The sequence below is a fragment of the Saccharospirillum impatiens DSM 12546 genome (assembly GCF_000423605.1).
Taxonomy (GTDB): Bacteria; Pseudomonadota; Gammaproteobacteria; order Pseudomonadales; family Natronospirillaceae; genus Saccharospirillum; species Saccharospirillum impatiens.
Map to the genome: position 1 here is coordinate 1 of NZ_AUIH01000060.1, position 16,864 is coordinate 16,864.

The 16,864-nt window shown below is 48.9% G+C and carries 18 protein-coding genes; 11 read left to right on the plus strand and 7 right to left on the minus strand.

What is annotated here, in order from left to right; genetic code table 11:
* The 4 genes from G565_RS0118355 to G565_RS24880 form a co-directional block, all read left to right on the plus strand.
* Window positions 1-346, plus strand: a 346-nt coding sequence (locus tag G565_RS0118355; RefSeq protein ID WP_028672165.1) for an IS66 family transposase, incomplete at its 5' end; no start/stop codon positions are given.
* A 360-nt stretch (window positions 347-706) separates the two neighbouring features.
* A complete protein-coding gene (locus G565_RS0118360) occupies window positions 707-1,918 on the plus strand; it encodes a hypothetical protein (protein ID WP_028672166.1) in 1,212 nt (403 codons plus the stop codon).
* Window positions 1,911-3,701: an ATP-binding protein gene (locus G565_RS0118365; RefSeq protein ID WP_028672167.1), complete on the plus strand. Its 1,791-nt coding sequence runs from the start codon at window positions 1,911-1,913 to the stop codon at window positions 3,699-3,701. Before G565_RS0118360 ends, G565_RS0118365 begins: the two co-directional genes overlap by 8 nt.
* 573 nt (window positions 3,702-4,274) lie before the next feature.
* Window positions 4,275-5,147, plus strand: coding sequence for a glycosyltransferase family 32 protein (locus G565_RS24880; protein WP_037340241.1), 873 nt, complete (start codon window positions 4,275-4,277; stop codon window positions 5,145-5,147).
* A gap of 359 nt (window positions 5,148-5,506) precedes the next feature.
* On the opposite strand, the gene G565_RS24885 is transcribed toward G565_RS24880, so the two are convergent.
* Together G565_RS24885 and G565_RS0118385 are read right to left on the minus strand one after the other, a co-directional pair.
* The gene (locus tag G565_RS24885) at window positions 5,507-6,439 is read right to left on the minus strand and encodes an IS1380 family transposase (protein WP_051208245.1); all 933 of its coding nucleotides are present in this window, start codon (window positions 6,437-6,439) and stop codon (window positions 5,507-5,509) included.
* A gap of 595 nt (window positions 6,440-7,034) precedes the next feature.
* Window positions 7,035-8,024 (minus strand): transposase, encoded by a 990-nt coding sequence (locus G565_RS0118385; RefSeq protein ID WP_028672169.1) that lies wholly within the window; start codon window positions 8,022-8,024, stop codon window positions 7,035-7,037.
* Window positions 8,025-8,224: 200 nt separating this feature from the next.
* Between G565_RS0118385 and G565_RS0118390 the strand changes: the two genes are divergently transcribed.
* The 5 genes from G565_RS0118390 to G565_RS0118410 all read left to right on the plus strand — a co-directional run bounded on the left by G565_RS0118390 (window position 8,225) and on the right by G565_RS0118410 (window position 9,802).
* Window positions 8,225-8,497, plus strand: a complete 273-nt coding sequence (locus G565_RS0118390; RefSeq protein ID WP_028672170.1) for a CopG family ribbon-helix-helix protein — start codon at window positions 8,225-8,227, stop codon at window positions 8,495-8,497.
* Window positions 8,494-8,775: a type II toxin-antitoxin system RelE/ParE family toxin gene (locus G565_RS0118395; RefSeq protein WP_028672171.1), complete on the plus strand. Its 282-nt coding sequence runs from the start codon at window positions 8,494-8,496 to the stop codon at window positions 8,773-8,775. Before G565_RS0118390 ends, G565_RS0118395 begins: the two co-directional genes overlap by 4 nt.
* Window positions 8,776-8,871: 96 nt before the next feature.
* Window positions 8,872-9,045, plus strand: a complete 174-nt coding sequence (locus tag G565_RS26885; RefSeq protein WP_157600150.1) for a hypothetical protein — start codon at window positions 8,872-8,874, stop codon at window positions 9,043-9,045.
* 254 nt (window positions 9,046-9,299) lie between these two features.
* Window positions 9,300-9,542: a type II toxin-antitoxin system Phd/YefM family antitoxin gene (locus G565_RS0118405; RefSeq protein WP_028672172.1), complete on the plus strand. Its 243-nt coding sequence runs from the start codon at window positions 9,300-9,302 to the stop codon at window positions 9,540-9,542.
* Window positions 9,539-9,802, plus strand: a complete 264-nt coding sequence (locus tag G565_RS0118410; protein WP_028672173.1) for a Txe/YoeB family addiction module toxin — start codon at window positions 9,539-9,541, stop codon at window positions 9,800-9,802. The genes G565_RS0118405 and G565_RS0118410 overlap by 4 nt, the downstream gene beginning before the upstream one ends.
* Before the next feature lie 239 nt (window positions 9,803-10,041).
* Here G565_RS0118410 and G565_RS0118415 read toward each other — a convergent pair whose 3' ends face one another.
* Both G565_RS0118415 and G565_RS0118420 read right to left on the minus strand, forming a co-directional pair.
* Complete coding sequence (locus tag G565_RS0118415) at window positions 10,042-10,710, minus strand: DUF4386 family protein (protein WP_169579677.1); 669 nt, start codon at window positions 10,708-10,710, stop codon at window positions 10,042-10,044.
* A gap of 205 nt (window positions 10,711-10,915) precedes the next feature.
* A complete protein-coding gene (locus G565_RS0118420; protein WP_028672175.1) occupies window positions 10,916-11,491 on the minus strand; it encodes an OmpW family outer membrane protein in 576 nt (191 codons plus the stop codon).
* A 241-nt stretch (window positions 11,492-11,732) separates the two neighbouring features.
* Here G565_RS0118420 and G565_RS0118425 point away from each other — a divergent pair, with 241 nt between their 5' ends.
* Both G565_RS0118425 and G565_RS0118430 read left to right on the plus strand, forming a co-directional pair.
* Window positions 11,733-12,887: a helix-turn-helix transcriptional regulator gene (locus tag G565_RS0118425; RefSeq protein WP_028672176.1), complete on the plus strand. Its 1,155-nt coding sequence runs from the start codon at window positions 11,733-11,735 to the stop codon at window positions 12,885-12,887.
* A 76-nt stretch (window positions 12,888-12,963) separates the two neighbouring features.
* Entirely contained in the window at window positions 12,964-13,659 is a 696-nt protein-coding gene (locus tag G565_RS0118430) for a hypothetical protein (RefSeq protein ID WP_028672177.1), read from the plus strand.
* 304 nt (window positions 13,660-13,963) lie between these two features.
* Here the strand turns inward: G565_RS0118430 and G565_RS0118435 are convergent, their stop codons facing one another.
* The 3 genes from G565_RS0118435 to G565_RS0118445 form a co-directional block, all read right to left on the minus strand.
* Window positions 13,964-14,701 (minus strand): substrate-binding periplasmic protein, encoded by a 738-nt coding sequence (locus G565_RS0118435; protein ID WP_051208246.1) that lies wholly within the window; start codon window positions 14,699-14,701, stop codon window positions 13,964-13,966.
* Between the two features lie 254 nt (window positions 14,702-14,955).
* Window positions 14,956-16,014, minus strand: a complete 1,059-nt coding sequence (locus tag G565_RS0118440; RefSeq protein ID WP_028672179.1) for a flavin monoamine oxidase family protein — start codon at window positions 16,012-16,014, stop codon at window positions 14,956-14,958.
* A gap of 573 nt (window positions 16,015-16,587) precedes the next feature.
* On the minus strand, window positions 16,588-16,864 hold a 277-nt coding region (locus G565_RS0118445; RefSeq protein ID WP_028672019.1), incomplete at its 5' end, for an integrase core domain-containing protein.

The window sequence follows — 16,864 nt, forward strand, 5'->3', positions numbered from 1 at the left end:
ATCGGTAACACCCAAGAGCAAACTGGGTAAGGCGATCAACTATGCGCTGAACCAGCGGCAAGGGCTAATGCGTTATCTCGACAACGGCGCCATGCCGATCGATAACAACGGTGCTGAAAATGCGATCAGACCGTTCGTAGTGGGCCGGAAAAACTGGCTGTTCAGTGATACGGTCAACGGAGCAAAAGCCAGTGCTGTGTGGTACTCGATCATGGAAACGGCGAAGGCTAATGGACTGGAACCCTATCACTATCTGAAGCGGGTCTTTGAGCAGTTGCCGCTGGCAACATCTGACGATGATTTTGATGGCTTGCTGCCATGGAATATCGAGTTACCTGCTCAGTGAAAGTATGGGGTTAATGGATCGCTTACGCATTTTGACCACCCAATACATTGCGTTTGAAACTGACAGATTTGTATAGCAATGCGCTATCCGTAGCTACACGATTGCGAATGCATTCGTGACAAGCTGTACATTAAAGAAGTAGGAGGCATCGCTTCATACTCAGGATAGTTGATATGCTCGCGGTGCGAAGGGCTGACGAATAGACTAAAGGCTTTGAAATAGGGTCTACCGGGAATTGGGAATTGGCTTGAAGTTTGGTGCTTTATGTTGCCTTAGATCATGTGCGTTGGCTGATATGAAGAAAGCGTTAGGTGCCAAGCTAGCTCTGGCCAAGCAATTGATAGAAGGATGCAATGCTTTATGTCAGATAGAATTGCCGATAGCACGATCAAAGGATTTCTATATCAATTTAATAAAACTATTCTCGAGATAGCTAATGCGGAAGGTGAGGACGTAATTACCGTCGAAGGTTTAGTAGAAGACATAGATGTTTTGTCGGGCAGTGGTGAATTGGAGGCTCTTCAATGCAAATACCATGAGTCGAAAGAGAAATTCATACCAAGCCTAATATTTAAGCCCTTGCTCCAAATGGCTGAAGCGTATGACAAGAATCCAACTGCGAAGATTAAATACACAATTTTTATTTATGTCCCGAATGAAGCTAATGGTGAGAAGGAGATTGAGCCTTCAATTCTAGATTCTGCGTTAGCAACCTCTGACAAATCCCTATCAAAAATTGTATCTAGGATTTCAACAACGTTCGATAAACGTGAATTCTTAAAGAATACCAGGATTGTTTTTGGTCCTTCTTTAGATGAAATTGAAGGCAGTGCGAAGGCTGCTCTGGAGTTGCTCGAAATTCAAGGAAGTGATGTTGATACGTTGCTTTACCCAAATGCGATTACAAAAATTGCTAAATTGTCGAGTATTAAAAATGAAACGGATAGGAAAATAACTAAAGCTAAGCTATATAAGTATCTTTCAAATGCCACATATACAGCAATATCTAAATGGACTTTAGCATTAAGAAATCGGAGCGAAATACTCAGGCGTATCAAGCAACAGCTTTCAAGTTCTTTCTCTCAGAATAGCCGAGATCGTTATTTCTATATTAATAAGAATGAAATTGATGAATATGAGGGGAAAGTTGTTGTATTCCTTGGGAACTATATTAAAAAATACTATTCGAAGCCCAGCCATATTAAGCCACCAACATTTATTATTAATGATAATTTCGAAGCTATCAGGGATCTTGAGTCCCGATTATACAAGAAAGGGATGAAAGCAAATACGGGTCTTGTCGGAAACACTTTTGAAGTGGATCATTTTTACAGGGATCCTATGCAAAAGCTAATTAAAAGTCATGTTGAAGAGCGTGAGTTCGATTTTAGGTTGCTAGCAATGGAGTCTGAGCCAGAGGCGATAAATCGACGGAAAGGTGATGACTTGTATTTGGTTAGTAGCATGACACCAAATAATATTGATCTAACTGATGTAAATTTTTACCAGATTGGAATAAGCAACTTCAACGAACTGGAATATGTAATAGGGATGAGGAATAGTCATGAATGAAATTGGACATGTATTGTCAAGTTCTCCAGATAAGGTATCAATTGGAATTGGCAACCTTAAGACACTTGAGGAAAACAAAACTGATTTACAAGTTGGGAAATTCCTAAAAATTGAAGATGGTAATCATAATTATGCAGTTGCTATCATAAATAATTTAACTGCGCAGAAGTCAGAGAATAATGGTGCTATCGAATGGACATTTGTGATAGAGGCTTCGCCAGTCGGTGCTTTAATAAACAATGAGGATGGTCTTGAATTCAAAAGAGGAACTAAAGTATTGCCAGTCCCTACGGAGATTGCGCATACCTTTGGCGCCGAAGACCTTTCTATAATATTTTCAAATGACAGTATTTATAGCTTTGAGGTCGGTAGTCTATCAGGAAATGCTAACGTACCATTCTGCATCGATGGTGATAGATTTTTTGGCAAACATATTGGGGTTGTTGGGTCTACAGGCTCCGGTAAGTCGTGTGCTGTGTCCAGTCTCATTCAAAATGCAGTTGGCATCGCTAATGCGAAAAATACTAATCGTGAAAATCAAAAAAATTCACACGTTATAATTTTTGATATTCACTCAGAGTATTCGTCAGCTTTTACAGTTGATAATGAAGAAAAATTCAATCTCAATAAGCTCGATGTTGATAATCTGAAACTGCCATATTGGTTAATGAACGCCGAAGAATTAGAGTCTATTTTCATAGAAAGTAATGAGCAAAATTCACATAATCAAGTGTCCCAGTTTAAGCAAGCAGTTATCCTAAATAAAGAGAAATATAATCCAAGTTTGGATAAAGTTACATATGATTCTCCTGTATTTTTCAGTATCAAGGAGGTTTATAATTATATTTGCAATAAAAATATTTTAACTGTCTATGAAGAAGGCTCGCTAAAATATTTTGCAACACTTGATGAAAAAATGGAATTTAACGAAGAATGTCTGTGGGAGAAAATTGACTTTGTACCATCAACAGGAAATGCTAAACATAAGGTGCTTGACGCAAAAGTTTCCAAGGATGGAGGTTTTAATGGTGAATTTGATCGGTTTATTTCACGATTAGAGACTAAATTAAATGATAAGAGACTGGCCTTTTTGCTTGATCCTGTTAAAAACGATGGTACCCCGTTTGAAACTAATGACTTTAGTGAAGTTATTAAGCAATTTCTAGGATATATCGATAAATCCAATGTAACTGTTGTTGACTTGAGCGGTATTCCGTTCGAAGTTTTAAGCATAACCGTAAGCCTTATATCTCGGTTGATATTTGACTTTGCATTTCATTATTCAAAAATAAGACATGCCACAGATGACACAAATGATATTCCTTTTTTAATTGTGTGTGAGGAAGCGCATAACTACATACCAAAGACGGGCGGTGCGGAATATAAAGCTTCCAAGAAGTCTATTGAGCGAATTGCAAAAGAAGGGCGTAAATATGGTCTGAGCCTAATGGTTGTAAGTCAACGCCCATCGGAAGTATCAGAAACGATATTCTCACAGTGCAATAATTTCATTGCCATGCGACTTACAAACAGAGTCGATCAGAATTATATTAAAGCTTTGCTGCCTGATAGCTCAAGTAGCCTTATAGATTTGTTGCCATCGCTCAACCAAGGTGAGGCTTTTATTGTTGGTGATTCAGTAATCATCCCAAGTCTAGTCCAGCTACCAAAGCCAAACCCTGAGCCTAAATCTGCAAGTATCGATACTTATAAGGAATGGGCTGAAAATTGGAAAGATATCACGTTTGAAAAAATAGTGGAACGCTGGAGAAAGGAGGGGTAGTTTGATGTTAGCAAGCAAAGGCAGTTGGACGGCTTCGCCACCCGCTGCTTTAGGCGTTATGTTGAACCAAATAGGACATGCACCTCAGTAGAGGTTTAGAAAGCAGGCAGTGAATTGATTCAGTAGTTCGCACAACGGCGCTACTGATTCACGTATGTTAGGAAATATCAGTGGAAGAGGCAGGTTTTCGTGATTTACAAGTGGGCTAATGGGACAGGTACATTAGTGACCACTAACTTTGTGTGGAGAGATAGGGTAAGGACTTCATTAATAGCCGGTAGCTTGGGGTGGGGTCCCAGCAGCTGCGCTTCAGCTCAATTCGGTTCGATGTGGATAAAATGTTTTCAAGTAGGGTTGTAATGAAAATTCGAGAGATTTCTCTAGTAACCCTGGTCTTTGCCGCCACTGAATGGAACTGTCGCGACACCCACAGGAGGATGCTATCAAGAACTGCTTTTAGATAGTTCTTGTTTATGGATTTGAGTGGGTGTTCCGGTAGCTCCTTGACCATTCCGCAATGTCGGGGCGTAGTTTTAAATGATGAAGGGAATCCATTAGAGAGGGGAGTTAGAAATGAAAGAGGTAATGGTGAGTGAAACTGTCGAGGCTGACCCATTGAGTCCTTTGGAGCGTGCACGCTCCGATTTCGTGCGTGATATGGTACAGCGGTGTGAACCAAGTCCGCCCTGCTCAACTACGTGGTCTACCCCCACCCCTAAACGTATTGTGCAGTTCTGGGACGACTTAAAGCGATTACCGCAAGATGTCAAAGCTTGCATGAGTTCATGGATGCAGTTGGAACGAAGTGGCTTTACATTGGAGGTGTTCGACAAGAGATCTGCCAGTGCTTTCATTCGAAGCCGCTTAGGGGCTCGCTATGAGGACGCATTTAATAGGTGCTACCATCCCTCAATGATGTCGGACTACTTCCGTTATTCGTATGTGCTTGTGGAGGGAGGTTTCTACATCGATGCCGATGATGTTTACCACGGAACACCGGTTGAACAGCTCTTCGTCGATGGAAGGTTGAAGCTTCAACCGTTCTGCTACGACATTGTAACATCTCGAATGGTGGACCCGTCCATTTTTACCAAGCCTGGGGCCAATCAGCCTGGATGGATATTCTACTTCAATACCACACCACTTATCGCGTCAGCCCGTCACCCCATAGTTGAAAGAGCGCTGATGAATGCCACGGTATCCCTAGAAGCAGACAGTTCAAGCGAGTTACCTGAGGTGCAGGCTACGACGGGGCCAGGCAATCTTACGAGGTCAGTCTTCGAAGTACTCAGCGAAGGCAGATCCCCTGATTCAATGATGGTCGCGCACGATTGGGAACTGATATCCACCAGCCAGTGGCCATTGAGCTACCGCGACGACTCAAGGAACTGGAGGTTGTCCAATCAGCAAGCGTATTGTGTACCCTCGCGCTTGGACCCGCGATGAATCCGGTGCGCCCATACCTGGCCGCTCTTCGTTGGGCATTTTGTCTTGGGCACGGCCTGCGCAGGATCCTACCGATACAGACGTCCGTCGCATTTGGGGCTCAGCAGAGCTCGACGACGCAGACAATTGGAAAGATCTACGTGATCAATCTCGATCGTGAGCCAAGTCGGTGGTCTCGCATGAAGCAGGAACTAGCCCGGATATTTCACCAAACTGCCTAAACCAGAGCCATGGTTATTTTTACCAGGTTTTAAGCAGCTTCCCTGCATATTGATTGATATTTGCCCGTCTTCCTGAATTTCAGGCAAACTTCCCCTTACCCCATTATTTATTGTGTGCCGGGTCAGCACTGTCGGTGACTATGTCGTGTTCAGATTGCTCAGTGCTGTTTCAAATAGATCTCGATACGGATAGTGACTGGGCAGCAGGAATCGAATGCGGCGCGTATTTTGGATGACGATGGCAGCCACCTTACACAGCTTTAATCTGATCGTGTTGACCTGGGCGTGTGCCAGCTCAGTACCTTGCAACGCAAGACGGCGCAGCCCATTAACCAACGTATAGGCCAATCCGGACAGGAGCAACCGGAACTGATTGGGCCACCAAAGGTGACAGGAGGTGCGATCGGAGAACAAATACTGTTGCTCCTTGATCCGGTTCTCCATCTCACCCCGGGCGCAGTAGCGTTCTGTGTAGAGTGTTTTTGGGTCGTCCGTAAGGCTGGTCACAACGAACCGCGGGTTGGCGCCCTGGGCAGTGTGCTCGGCTTTGACAATCATGCGTCGTTCCTGGCGACGCCAGGAACCGGCACTGTAGGTAAACTCATCAAACTCAACCGCCTTTTCACCGGTGATTTGGTGGGCCAGCATGGCTATCAGCTGCGTGGAACGAGATCGAGTCAATAGCACACTGTTCTTGGCCATACCGATGACATAATCCACGGCGTGCCGATCACACCAGGAAAGCAACAACGGCCGACAAAAGCCTGCATCTGCGCGCACAATAATGCGCACTTGCGGCCACTGTTGACGTAATCGTGTTACCAGGCACTTCAAGACAGCCGGCGCGTTGTGGGCGGCGTCCCGGGAAGCAGAGCGCAGATAGGCTGTCAGTAAGTGAGAGCCGCAAAAGACAAACAAGGGAAGAAAGCAATACTCATCGTAAAAGGCGCTGAAATAACGACCGACCTGTTCGCCATGAACAGGATCATTGGTCGCATCAAAATCAAGAATCAGCTCTTCGGGTGCTGTCTTGAAGCTTCGAATGAACTGTTGTAACAAGACCTCGTGCATGGCCCCAAGTGGGCTAATGGGACAGGCACATTAGTGACCACTAACTTTGTGTGGAGAGATAGGGTAAGGACTTCATTAATAGCCGGTAGCTTGGGGTGGGGTTCCAGCAGCTGCGCTTCAGCTCAATTCGGTTCGATGTGGATAAAATGTTTTCAAGTAGGGTTGTAATGAAAATTCGAGAGATTTCTCTAGTAACCCTGGTCTTTGCCGCCACTGAATGGAACTGTCGCGACACCCACAGGAGGATGCTATCAAGAACTGCTTTTAGATAGTTCTTGTTTATGGATTTGAGTGGGTGTTCCGGTAGCTCCTTGACCATTCCGCAATGTCGGGGCGTAGTTTTAAATGATGAAGGGAATCCATTAGGGACCCCATAGGACAGGCACCTCAGTAGAAGGTTGAAAGGGACCCCATAGGACAGGCACCTCAGTAGAAGGTTGAAAAACCGGCCGCGAATTGAATCAGTAGTTTTCAAAACGGCACTACCGATTCACGTCTGTCGGGTAATCTAAGGGAGATTGGTTACTTTTCGTGGTTTCCAGGCACGGAAGTGCTTCAGGTGGCCCTGTGAATTAAATAGTGAGGGATGTTTTGGCTAGGTAGGTTGAGTAGCCAATGCTAATCCGGGCGTTCGCCGATATCCGAACTGCTGACACTTGGCTTTAATCGAGATTGCAGTGCCAACCAACCCTTTAAACTGGCTTTCAAAGTGCTGGGTGTTATAGACCCAGTGTTCGGAATCGATATTAAGGCGTTCGAGGATGGGTGGAAGAGCCTGTGTGATGCTTCCGCGTTTGTCGCTGCGGATCTGGCGACCGGTCCAGTCGAGCAGGTCCAGGTAGTCCTGCAGCCGAAACGGCAAGCCTTCAGGCATGTCCTGGCGAGGGTAGCCAACAAACGGGAATAACGGTGTCGGCTGTTTGGGTTCGGTAGCTTCCGGTTCTTCTTTGGCGGTATCGATCCGCTGTTTGGCCGAGGTGAATTCTGATGCTTCCGGTGTGTCTGCCATGCATGCGCGGACAGGATTTAGGTCCACATAGGCCAGGCAGGTTGCCAGGGCGGTTTCATCAAGAAGGGCTTGGGATTTGAACCGGGCCTCCCAGAACCTACCTGTACAGTTGTCTTCAACGTTGGCTTGCCGGGCGATGTCTTCATTCAGGGCTTTCATGAACCAGCTGATCGACATCAGGCGTTCGCGCCATTCTGTTACCCGCTCTGAGATAACTTTAAGCTGCTCTTCATACAAGTCTTTACCGGCCAAATATTCATGGCTCAGGAAGTTGCCAACATAGAGCCTGTGCCAGCGCTGAATGACTTCAGCATCTGACCAGGCATTGGCTTTCTCGGCGTTGATGTGAAGCACTATGTGGTAATGGTTGGACATAACGGCATAAGCACAAACATCCAGCGCGTACACCCTGGTCAGTTCCATTATCCGGTTTTCAATCCAGCCGCGCCGATGTTCATAGTCGTTACCGGAATGCTCGTCACGGCCACACAGGAAGGCGCGGCGCACACACCGGGAGGTGCAGTGGTAGTAAGAAGTCGCCTCTAGGGCGATCTGGCTTTTCCTTGAACGTGGCATAGTGTCTAACCCTGACGGCCCATTTCAATAGCACTGGATAAAGTACTGGATGTTGATTATCGGGTCAACCATTCATGTGAGTGTCCATCCATGAATCATCCATGAATCGTGTTCCGGCAACATGTGAATCTAACTTGCTTGCCGTGATTTCAGCTACTATTATGTAATACATTGTAGTCACTGACCTTGAGGATGCATTCATGAGTGTCACAACAGTTCGCCTTCAGGCCGAGGTTGAGCAACATTTGGAAGCGATCGCGAGTAGGCTGCACCGGAGCAAGGGCTGGGTGATCAATCAGGCTCTATCGGAATACATCGAGAAACAACAGCTCGAGCAAGAACGTTGGAAGCAAACCCTGGACGCAATGGAATCAGCAGCACAAGGGAGGGTTGTTGATGCCAGTGAGGTTCACGATTGGCTCAACAGTTGGGGGAGCGAGAGCGAACAGGATGCGCCGGGCTCAGGTAAGTGAGGCTGGTTTACACAGATGAAGCCATTGAAGACCTGAAGCGCCTCAGGGAGTTTATTGCCGTTCATAATCCTTCCGCGGCACGCACAATTGCCGCAGAGCTGGTAGGCAAAGTCGAACTGCTGCCAGACTTTCCCAAAATGGGAGCGCCGGTTGAAATAGCACCGATTCCTGGTTCCATCCGCGATATGGTGTTTGGCAAATACGTTGTCCGCTATTCGGTACATGAGAGTGCCATAATTATTCTCCGGGTATGGCATCATTTGGAAGGTGAGCGGTAGCGCTCTATCGAGGTACCTGCGCTATGCAGCTATCAATGCTTGGCCTCCGATAACTTGCATTAAGCGACTGGGGAGGGTGTCCCAGCAGACTCGTTGATGGGTGCCAGCGCGGAATCACTGGAAAACCTTCCTGTGACGCTGCGTGAACATCTTGCCGTTGTTTCACCGACAGACACGGAAGCCCTGCTTGAGCAATGTGGTATCGAGGTGCCGGTGAAGCTCTTCCAGGTGCTTATGATAAGCGGTTGGTACGGCATAAAGGGCAAGTAGAAACTCAGAGGCTAATGGGACAGGCACATTAGTGGTCACTAACATCAAGATCTAGATTTCGATAACTTTCATTAATAATCTTGTGGTGGGTGTCCCGGCAACTTGTTGAGCAGGTGCGTCTAACAAGCTGTTGCTGCGTTCGATTCGCTGGGCCGCCCGTCACTGAGCAGAGGCGCCTTTAGGTGCGTTCGCCTTGACGTACGTACCTAAAGGCGTACACTTTGGTGAAAAGTTGAATATGCATGAGGTGCGTCATGACCGGAATCACTGCCACTGAGGCGCGCAGCAACCTTTATCGGTTGATTGATGAAACTGCAGAGTCTCACCAACCAATCATCATAATGGGTAAGCGGAACAAAGCCGTCTTGGTATCCGAAGAAGATTGGTCGGCCATTCAGGAAACGCTTTACCTGCTCTCCGTACCGGGTATGAGAGAGTCTATTCGTGAGGGGATGGATACCCCTATGGACGAATGCGATGAGGAGCTGGACTGGTGACATGGAAGTTGGTTTACACCAAACGAGCCCAGAAAGATGCAAAGAAATTGGCCTCCAGTGGCCTCAAGCCAAAAGCCCAGGAATTGTTGGCACTAATTGCAGAAGATCCCTACTGCAAGCCGCCTCCGTTTGAAAAGCTCATTGGTGATCTCTCTGGGGCCTATTCCCGCCGCATCAACATTCAGCATCGGCTGGTTTACCAAGTGCTTGAAGAAGAGCACTTGGTAAAAGTTCTCCGGCTCTGGAGCCACTACGAATAATACATAACCAGCAGCTGGCTAACTGCACAGCCACCTTAGTGTTTCTCGGTAGCTCATGAGACAACTACAACGGCTAACAGGACAGGCATGGACTAGTAGGACAGCCACATTAGTGGTCACTAACTTGGTGTGGAGAAACAAGTGTTCAAGTGGTTGGCCATTCAAAGCTCCCTTGATAGCCCAACCTTTTTTTCGACTATCCTGGTACGCTGGGCGGGCCAACGGTCAGAAGGCCATGATCAAGAAGGCTTCCTGATCATGGCAATGCCCATCCAGAGAAACCATACGATTCCCGTTATACCGAACAGGTCTCTCAATACCGGCTCAGCTGAAAAAAGCGTTGCTATCCCGATCGCACCCTTTATCAAGGTGAACGCCGACAGGGCCTTGGACAACAGGCCGTGGCGCCAGCTAACCGCGCCAAACAGTAACAACCACACACCGCCGATAAACTCGATCCCGCCGCCAAGGCTTTCCGTCAACAAGGCTCTGGCGTAGTAGACCGCGTCTGCCGCAGCGGGATTGGAGGGGCTGTAGCTTGCCAATAGCTCGTGTGAGGTTATGCCGATCATGCCCGTGCACAGCAAGACCACTACCCAGAAGTATCCAAACATCGTGGCCATTGCCATGGCAGGTTGCGACACCTGCTGGTAAAGGCCGCCGATGACATAAACGCAGAAACACAGCAGACAAGCAAAAAGCACGTAGCCCAAAACGTAGGTAACGTTAAATAAGCCCTTATTATCAATGAGGTAAGCAATCTTTTCGGCGGTATTCGCGTTTGCCGGTGTACTCAGTATGGCGCCATAGATAATGAAGAGGGTGATATAGCATAAAGCCATGCCAATAAAGGCTGCTCCAGCAAGGGGTTTTAACGGACGCTGGCCCGGGTTCATTTCGTTGATCATTGTATCCATCTCTTGGTTTTCTCAGTGTTTAACTCACGTTGATGGAGCCATTTTGGGCCTTTCTGCCGCTGTAATCGTCTTTTCCAAGTGAGAAGGACACTGTTTTCTAGTCATTTCGAAGGCCTATACTGCTCGCCAGGATGAGTTGAGGCATCAAAGATGCACTCAACTCACATTTGGCTGTTTCTGATAGTGATAGGTCGACCTACCAGCGATACCCCAGGGAAAGGCCGAACGCTGTTGCATTTATCTCAACCGATTCGTCGTAGAGCTCAACCTTTGCGGTGGCATAGCGAAGGTCAACGCCGGCCGTGAATTGGTTGGTCAGTAGGTAGTCGACACCGGCGTTCAGCCACAGCCCAGTGTCCATGTCCTCTTCCTCTGTCTCTCCCGACCCGTCATCGTTCACCTGCGCGGCATACGCTAAGTTCACACCGCCACCAATATAGGGACTAAACTTGGATTGCAGCTCAATGTACTTTCTCAATCCCAGCTGTGCCGCTGCGGTATAGGTGCCTTTCACCTGGCCCGTCGTACTGTCTTCGCTGCCCGATCCAAATAAGTCGACGGCAACACGTACGCCATGAAATCCGGTCTTGAAATCGGTCAGCACGCCTATCGAGCCATGGCCATCCTGTGCACTCCAGGCGCTGGCATCGATCGTCTGACCGCCAAAGTAGGCTTTGGTATTGATGCTTGACTCATCAGCCTCAGCCACGGTTAGCAAGGCAGTCGATAAGGTGACAGCAACGGCAATAGACAGTTTAAAGGGGTGTTTCATTTAGGGTTGCTCCGGTTAAGTTAAGAAGTAATCAGTGATGGAGTAATGACGGTCGGAAAACGTTGCGCCGGGAACGGTTTGATCTGACATTGACCGTGGCTCGTTTCGTTGGCCATAAAGCCCATCTACTTTTTACAGTTTTCGTCAAAAGTTGAGGGTGTTATTATGGTTTTCCTGCCGCTGTCTTCGTCCTTTCCAAGTGAGAAGGACAGGTTTTTGACCAATTTCTAAGGAATTGAGGATGTTTATCGACGGGATCAGCGTTGGTATAGGGCTGTTGTTTCTATCACTGCTCTATCTGAATCCGGCCTATCACAAACCGAGTAAGCTCGTTGCCGGTGTCATTGTTATCATGAGTTGGCTGGTATCCGGCACACTCATGCTGGATCAGGGAGGCCTCTTCGCGAGGCTATATATCGCCTCGATCCCCGTCGTCTTTTTTCTACTGCTACCGATGATCTATTGGTATCAGCAGCTATTGACCGCCTATGGCGCTCAGCCACAACCCGAGAAACGAACCGTCCATTGGATACCCGTTGGGCTGGCTGGCCTGCTCAGTCTATCCATAAGCCTAATGCCGAGCGAAGACTTCAACGACATGTTCTTTAATGATCCAGAACAGCTTTCGGTCTGGGTGGGCATTAATTCAGCAGGGTTTGCCTTTCTTCTGGTCGGCTGGACGATCCTGAGCGTTCTCTACCTCGGTAGAATCGTGATAAATACCAAGACGTATCACCAACAATTGAATACCGAGTTTGCGGACCATGAAGGTAAGCGGCTGGATTGGCTGGTCGGCTTTACCGGCCTGCTGGTGGTCACTTGGTTTTATGCACTCATTGTTTTGGGGGCATCTTCCGCCACATCGACGCCGCTTGTTAGTGAAACTGCGCTTTCTTTACTGGTCCTTCTGCTTATTTGGGTGTTTTGCATACAGACGTTGAACAGAAGACCAGCGTTTTCCCATATTGAGCCGGAACCGGATCCGGAACCCGTATCGGAAGGTGCTTCTGAGCAAAAATACTCTAATTCCTCAATTGATGATGAACGCCTAAAACGCATCGCGGATAAAGTTGATCGGAAAGTGATGGGAGAGAAATCCTATTTGGACCCCGATATCGATGCCTCAACGCTCGCGTCTGAACTTGGTATTTCCGGTCACTATTTATCACAAGTGTTGAGCCGGGAAATGCAGACGACCTTTTATAGTTACATCAATGACGCGCGTATTGAGGCGGCGAAAGAAGCGCTTAAAGCCAGTGAGCAGACTGTTTTGGAAGTCGCATTATCCGTCGGCTACAATACCCGTTCATCTTTTTACAATGCGTTTAAGAAGCGAACAGGCATGACGCCAAGTAAGTACAAGACGTCTGCCGCGTCAGTTGAACCGATTATTTAGCTGAAGGCAGTGTTGGGACGCCCACATTAGACTCGATAAAAACCTGGCTCACCCTAACAACAAGGAATCACTCACTATGAGCCGTCGATGGGAAATGGTAGACAATCAGCAGGGTCTTTTTCAATCCTGTTACCAAGCCGACTTGGCCGTAAGCAACAGCTACCTGGTTCAGCTAGATTACAGTCGCTGGCTGGTCTACAGTCCGGGGGAGGCCCTTTTGGATGAAACACTGTCATGGCTAGGGGCGGGTGCAGAACTCATTATTCTAGCCCCTAACCGGGTACATATCTCCGGCGTAAAAGCGTGGTGCCAGGCGTTCAACAACTCCCGAGTAATGGCCAGTGAACAGACCCGGTTGCGCTTAGCGAAACAGCAGAACCTGGCGAATGTCGGGACAGTGGAAGAACTGGCGGCCGCTTTACCTTCGAACCTGGCGGTGCATGAAGTGCCTGACTCCAAGTTTGGGGAAGTCTGGGTCAGCGTGCGGGAGGAGGCTTGCACCTACTGGATGGTTTGCGATGGTCTGATGAATCTAAAGGAGCTGTCTCCAAAGCGCCTGACACGTTGGTTTCAGCGTCTGTATGGTTTACGCCTGGGCCTGTGGATAACACCAATATTCCGATCCAGCGTTCCCAGGCCGGGCTTTCGTCACTGGGTGGAGGCGCGTATGCCGGCGGATCAACGAGCGGTGTTGTTGCCCTGTCACGGGGAAGCGCTAGACAGTGAGGATACTGCTCGTCAGGTTCGTGCCATGGTGGCGCAGCGGTGTTGATAACCTCAGGAGGTCTATAGGAGAAATTTTTTGTCAGTTTACGTTGGTCACTTCTCACCGTAAGAAAAAGCGCAACTGGATCTTTCCGAACAGAAGCAACAATCGCGGGGCTGGCCGCATGTCGAGGCACCTACATTAGGCAGCTATCAAGAATTAGATTCTTATAGCTTGTATTAATGGGCTAGGGTGGGTGCCCCGGTAACCATTTCCGACGTAAGCCATGGTCGTCGTTGGCCACACCACGCCCGATGCGGCCTAAGGTGACCCGTTCGCCCTGGTCGAAGCCGCCTCGCGAATTCCGGTATCAATACAAGAAATAACGGTTATGAATAGCATCGTAGTCCCCGTTGGCCTTGATGGTGTCCAGGCCGTCTTTCAGCGCCCGGATCAGGTTGGGGTCGCTGTCCGGTTGCATTGCCATGTAGAGTTGGCCAGACAAGCCTTCGATACGAAACACGCGCTCGAAATCATCAATGTCCAGCCCTTCGGCTTCGACCAGGCGCGGGAAGGCGGCTTCATCATAGGCCATTAGCTGTATCCGGCCAAAATTCAACATCAGGACGTTCAGTCGGTCCTGCCCCGATACCTGCAAGTTAGTGAATCCCTGATTGACCAGATAGGTCTCGATAACGTCAGCGCGCGAAGTGCCGACCTGATACTGCTTGGCGTCCTCAAGTGATGCGATCTGGATATCGGGTGCGGATTTCAACTTGTAGAACGATGTGCGGTACGGTGCAATTACACCGATCCATTCAAACAGAGGTTCTCGCTCGGGTATGCGGGCAATGGAGTATATCAGGGTATCGGGCTCGTTGAGGGCGACCTGATACGCACGCGCCCAAGGGTAAAAATCAATGGAGGCATCGAGACCGGCTGTTTTGAGTACTTGTGTCACGACTTCAGTTGAAAGGCCTGCTGGCTCCCCATCCTGAATATAGTTGAATGGCGGGAACGACTCGGTAACGATCGCCAGTTCTGCCTGGCTTTTTGCTGCAACGGCACTCAGAGTGAAGGCGAAGAATACTGCTGTCAGTACACGCATATCCGACCTTTTCGTGAAGCGAATTCAGCATTGAATATGGAGAGTAGTGTAGTTGCTTCTTGTGCCGTTTGCCCGAAAACCAAGAACCCCGGCTGGACTAAAAGACTAATAGGACAAGACTGGACTAATAGGACAGTCACATTAGTGGTCACTAACATCTTTCACTAATAAGCTTGGGGTGGGTGTCCCATCAAGGCTCAGCAGCCGCTTGCGCTGATCCCATCAAGGCTCAGCAGCCGCTTGCGCTGATCCCATCAAGGCTCAGCAGCCGCTTGCGCTGCTATCAATGCCCCTTCAAGGTAACCCGCTTCCTGCACAGCCACTTCGGTGCTTGCAAACGCCAGCTGCAGGTGCGCCAGCTCCTGTGAAAACGCACTGAGATCACACTCAGGGTGCTGCGGTGGATCAAGACGATCCTGCGGCGTGCAGGTGAACGCCTGCTGGCTCCAATCTTCAATTACCGACCGAATGGGGTTGAGCGCATCGGCACCAAAGATCTGCCCCAGCTGGTTTAAACAAGCCTGACGCGAGGCTTCCTGGTCCAGTGTTGCTCGCTGTTGAGCACTGACGCCGATAAACCCAAATAAGCCATACCCGCGATCGTCTCCTGCACTGGCGTCGTGCACTTCTACCAGGGGCCCAACCCGGCTGAAGGCATCACCAGCCAGCCCCTGCTCGCGCCAGAATGGGGTTGCGTAGTGGGCAACAAATTTTGCCTGAGCGGCCATCCAGGTTGGTGTGTCGCGCAGCGTTCGTTGCAGTGGAACGGATAGGTGCCTGGCAAGCTGAGTTGATTCGAGCACCACTCTCGGCGGTACGGCAATAATAAGCCGCCTGGCCTTGAAGGATTTCGTCGGGGTTTCAATTTCCCAGTGATCGTCTTGCCGGTTTAGCCGATGCACGGGTTGGTTCAGATGCACACATCCGTCATCCAACGACCGATACAGTGCCTGAGTTAACTGGCTCACACCACCGTCGATGCGGTAGGAAAGGGGCGTTCCCGCCCCCGCAAAACGCTCAACAGCGTTGTTCACAGTTGCCTGGTAGAGCGCATCACCTGCCGTGTATTGTTCAAAGACTGGAATTCCGAGTTGCTGGCATAGCCGGGCCATGCGGTGTTGATGAGGCCAAAACCAGGAAGGCCCAAGGTCCAGCGTATCGCCATTGTCGAGAGGCAGTCCATGGATGCGACCACCGATCCGGTCTCGCGCTTCCAACACAGTGACGTCAAACCCTTGCTGCGAGAGAAGAGAGGCACTGTACAGACCCGCCAACCCCCCTCCGATAATGCCGATGTCTGCAGCCTTAACCATCTGGGAACCCACTCATTAATGACCTTCACTTGGCGGCTATTGTAACGATTTTGTTGGAGCGTGGTGCTATTAACCACCGCAGGAAGTAGTTCATTGCCAGCTTGGCTGATGATGAAAACAGAGTGACGCCGGTGATCGTAGAGCTAATAGGACATGCAGTGCGCCGGGCAAAGCCGGCAAAAGATTGGAGGTGAAAGTCCTCTGCCTGGTAAGGGCCGGAGATTGTCAACCGACTTGTCCAATTAACAGGGTTTAAGCAGTAACGCTATGTGGACACGCACAATTAGCCGGTATACGTTAAGAGCGCACGTACGGGAGACCAAGTCGAGACACTCACATTAGGTAGCTATCAGAACTTATGGTCTGATAGCTATTGTTAATGGCCTGAGGTGGGTGTCCCGGGAGCGGCCGTTGATTTTTACACCGTAGACGACCTAGATTGAGACCGTAAACCAGCTTTCGAATGTTCCGCCTCCAATACGATCGCCAGTGGGTAGTTTATTGTGGACCCCACTGTCAAGACCACTAATGCATTAAATTAAGGTAAAATGCCCTATGGGTTAAATTGTATTCTTACGCGGCTTGCAGCCATTGCACAGCAGTGCCATGTACTTCTGCCGGTGTCCTGTTGTTGAGCGATTGATGCGGCCGCTCATGGTTGTAAAACCGGAAGTAGGCACTCAAGCCGTCCCGTGCTTCCTGCATCGTCTGATATTGCTTTAGATACACTTCCTCGTACTTGACGGAACGCCAGAGCCGCTCGACAAATATATTGTCCAGTGCCCGGCCCTTGCCATCCATGCTGATCTTTATTTCGTTAGCCTTGAGCACGCCGGTAAACGCCTCACTG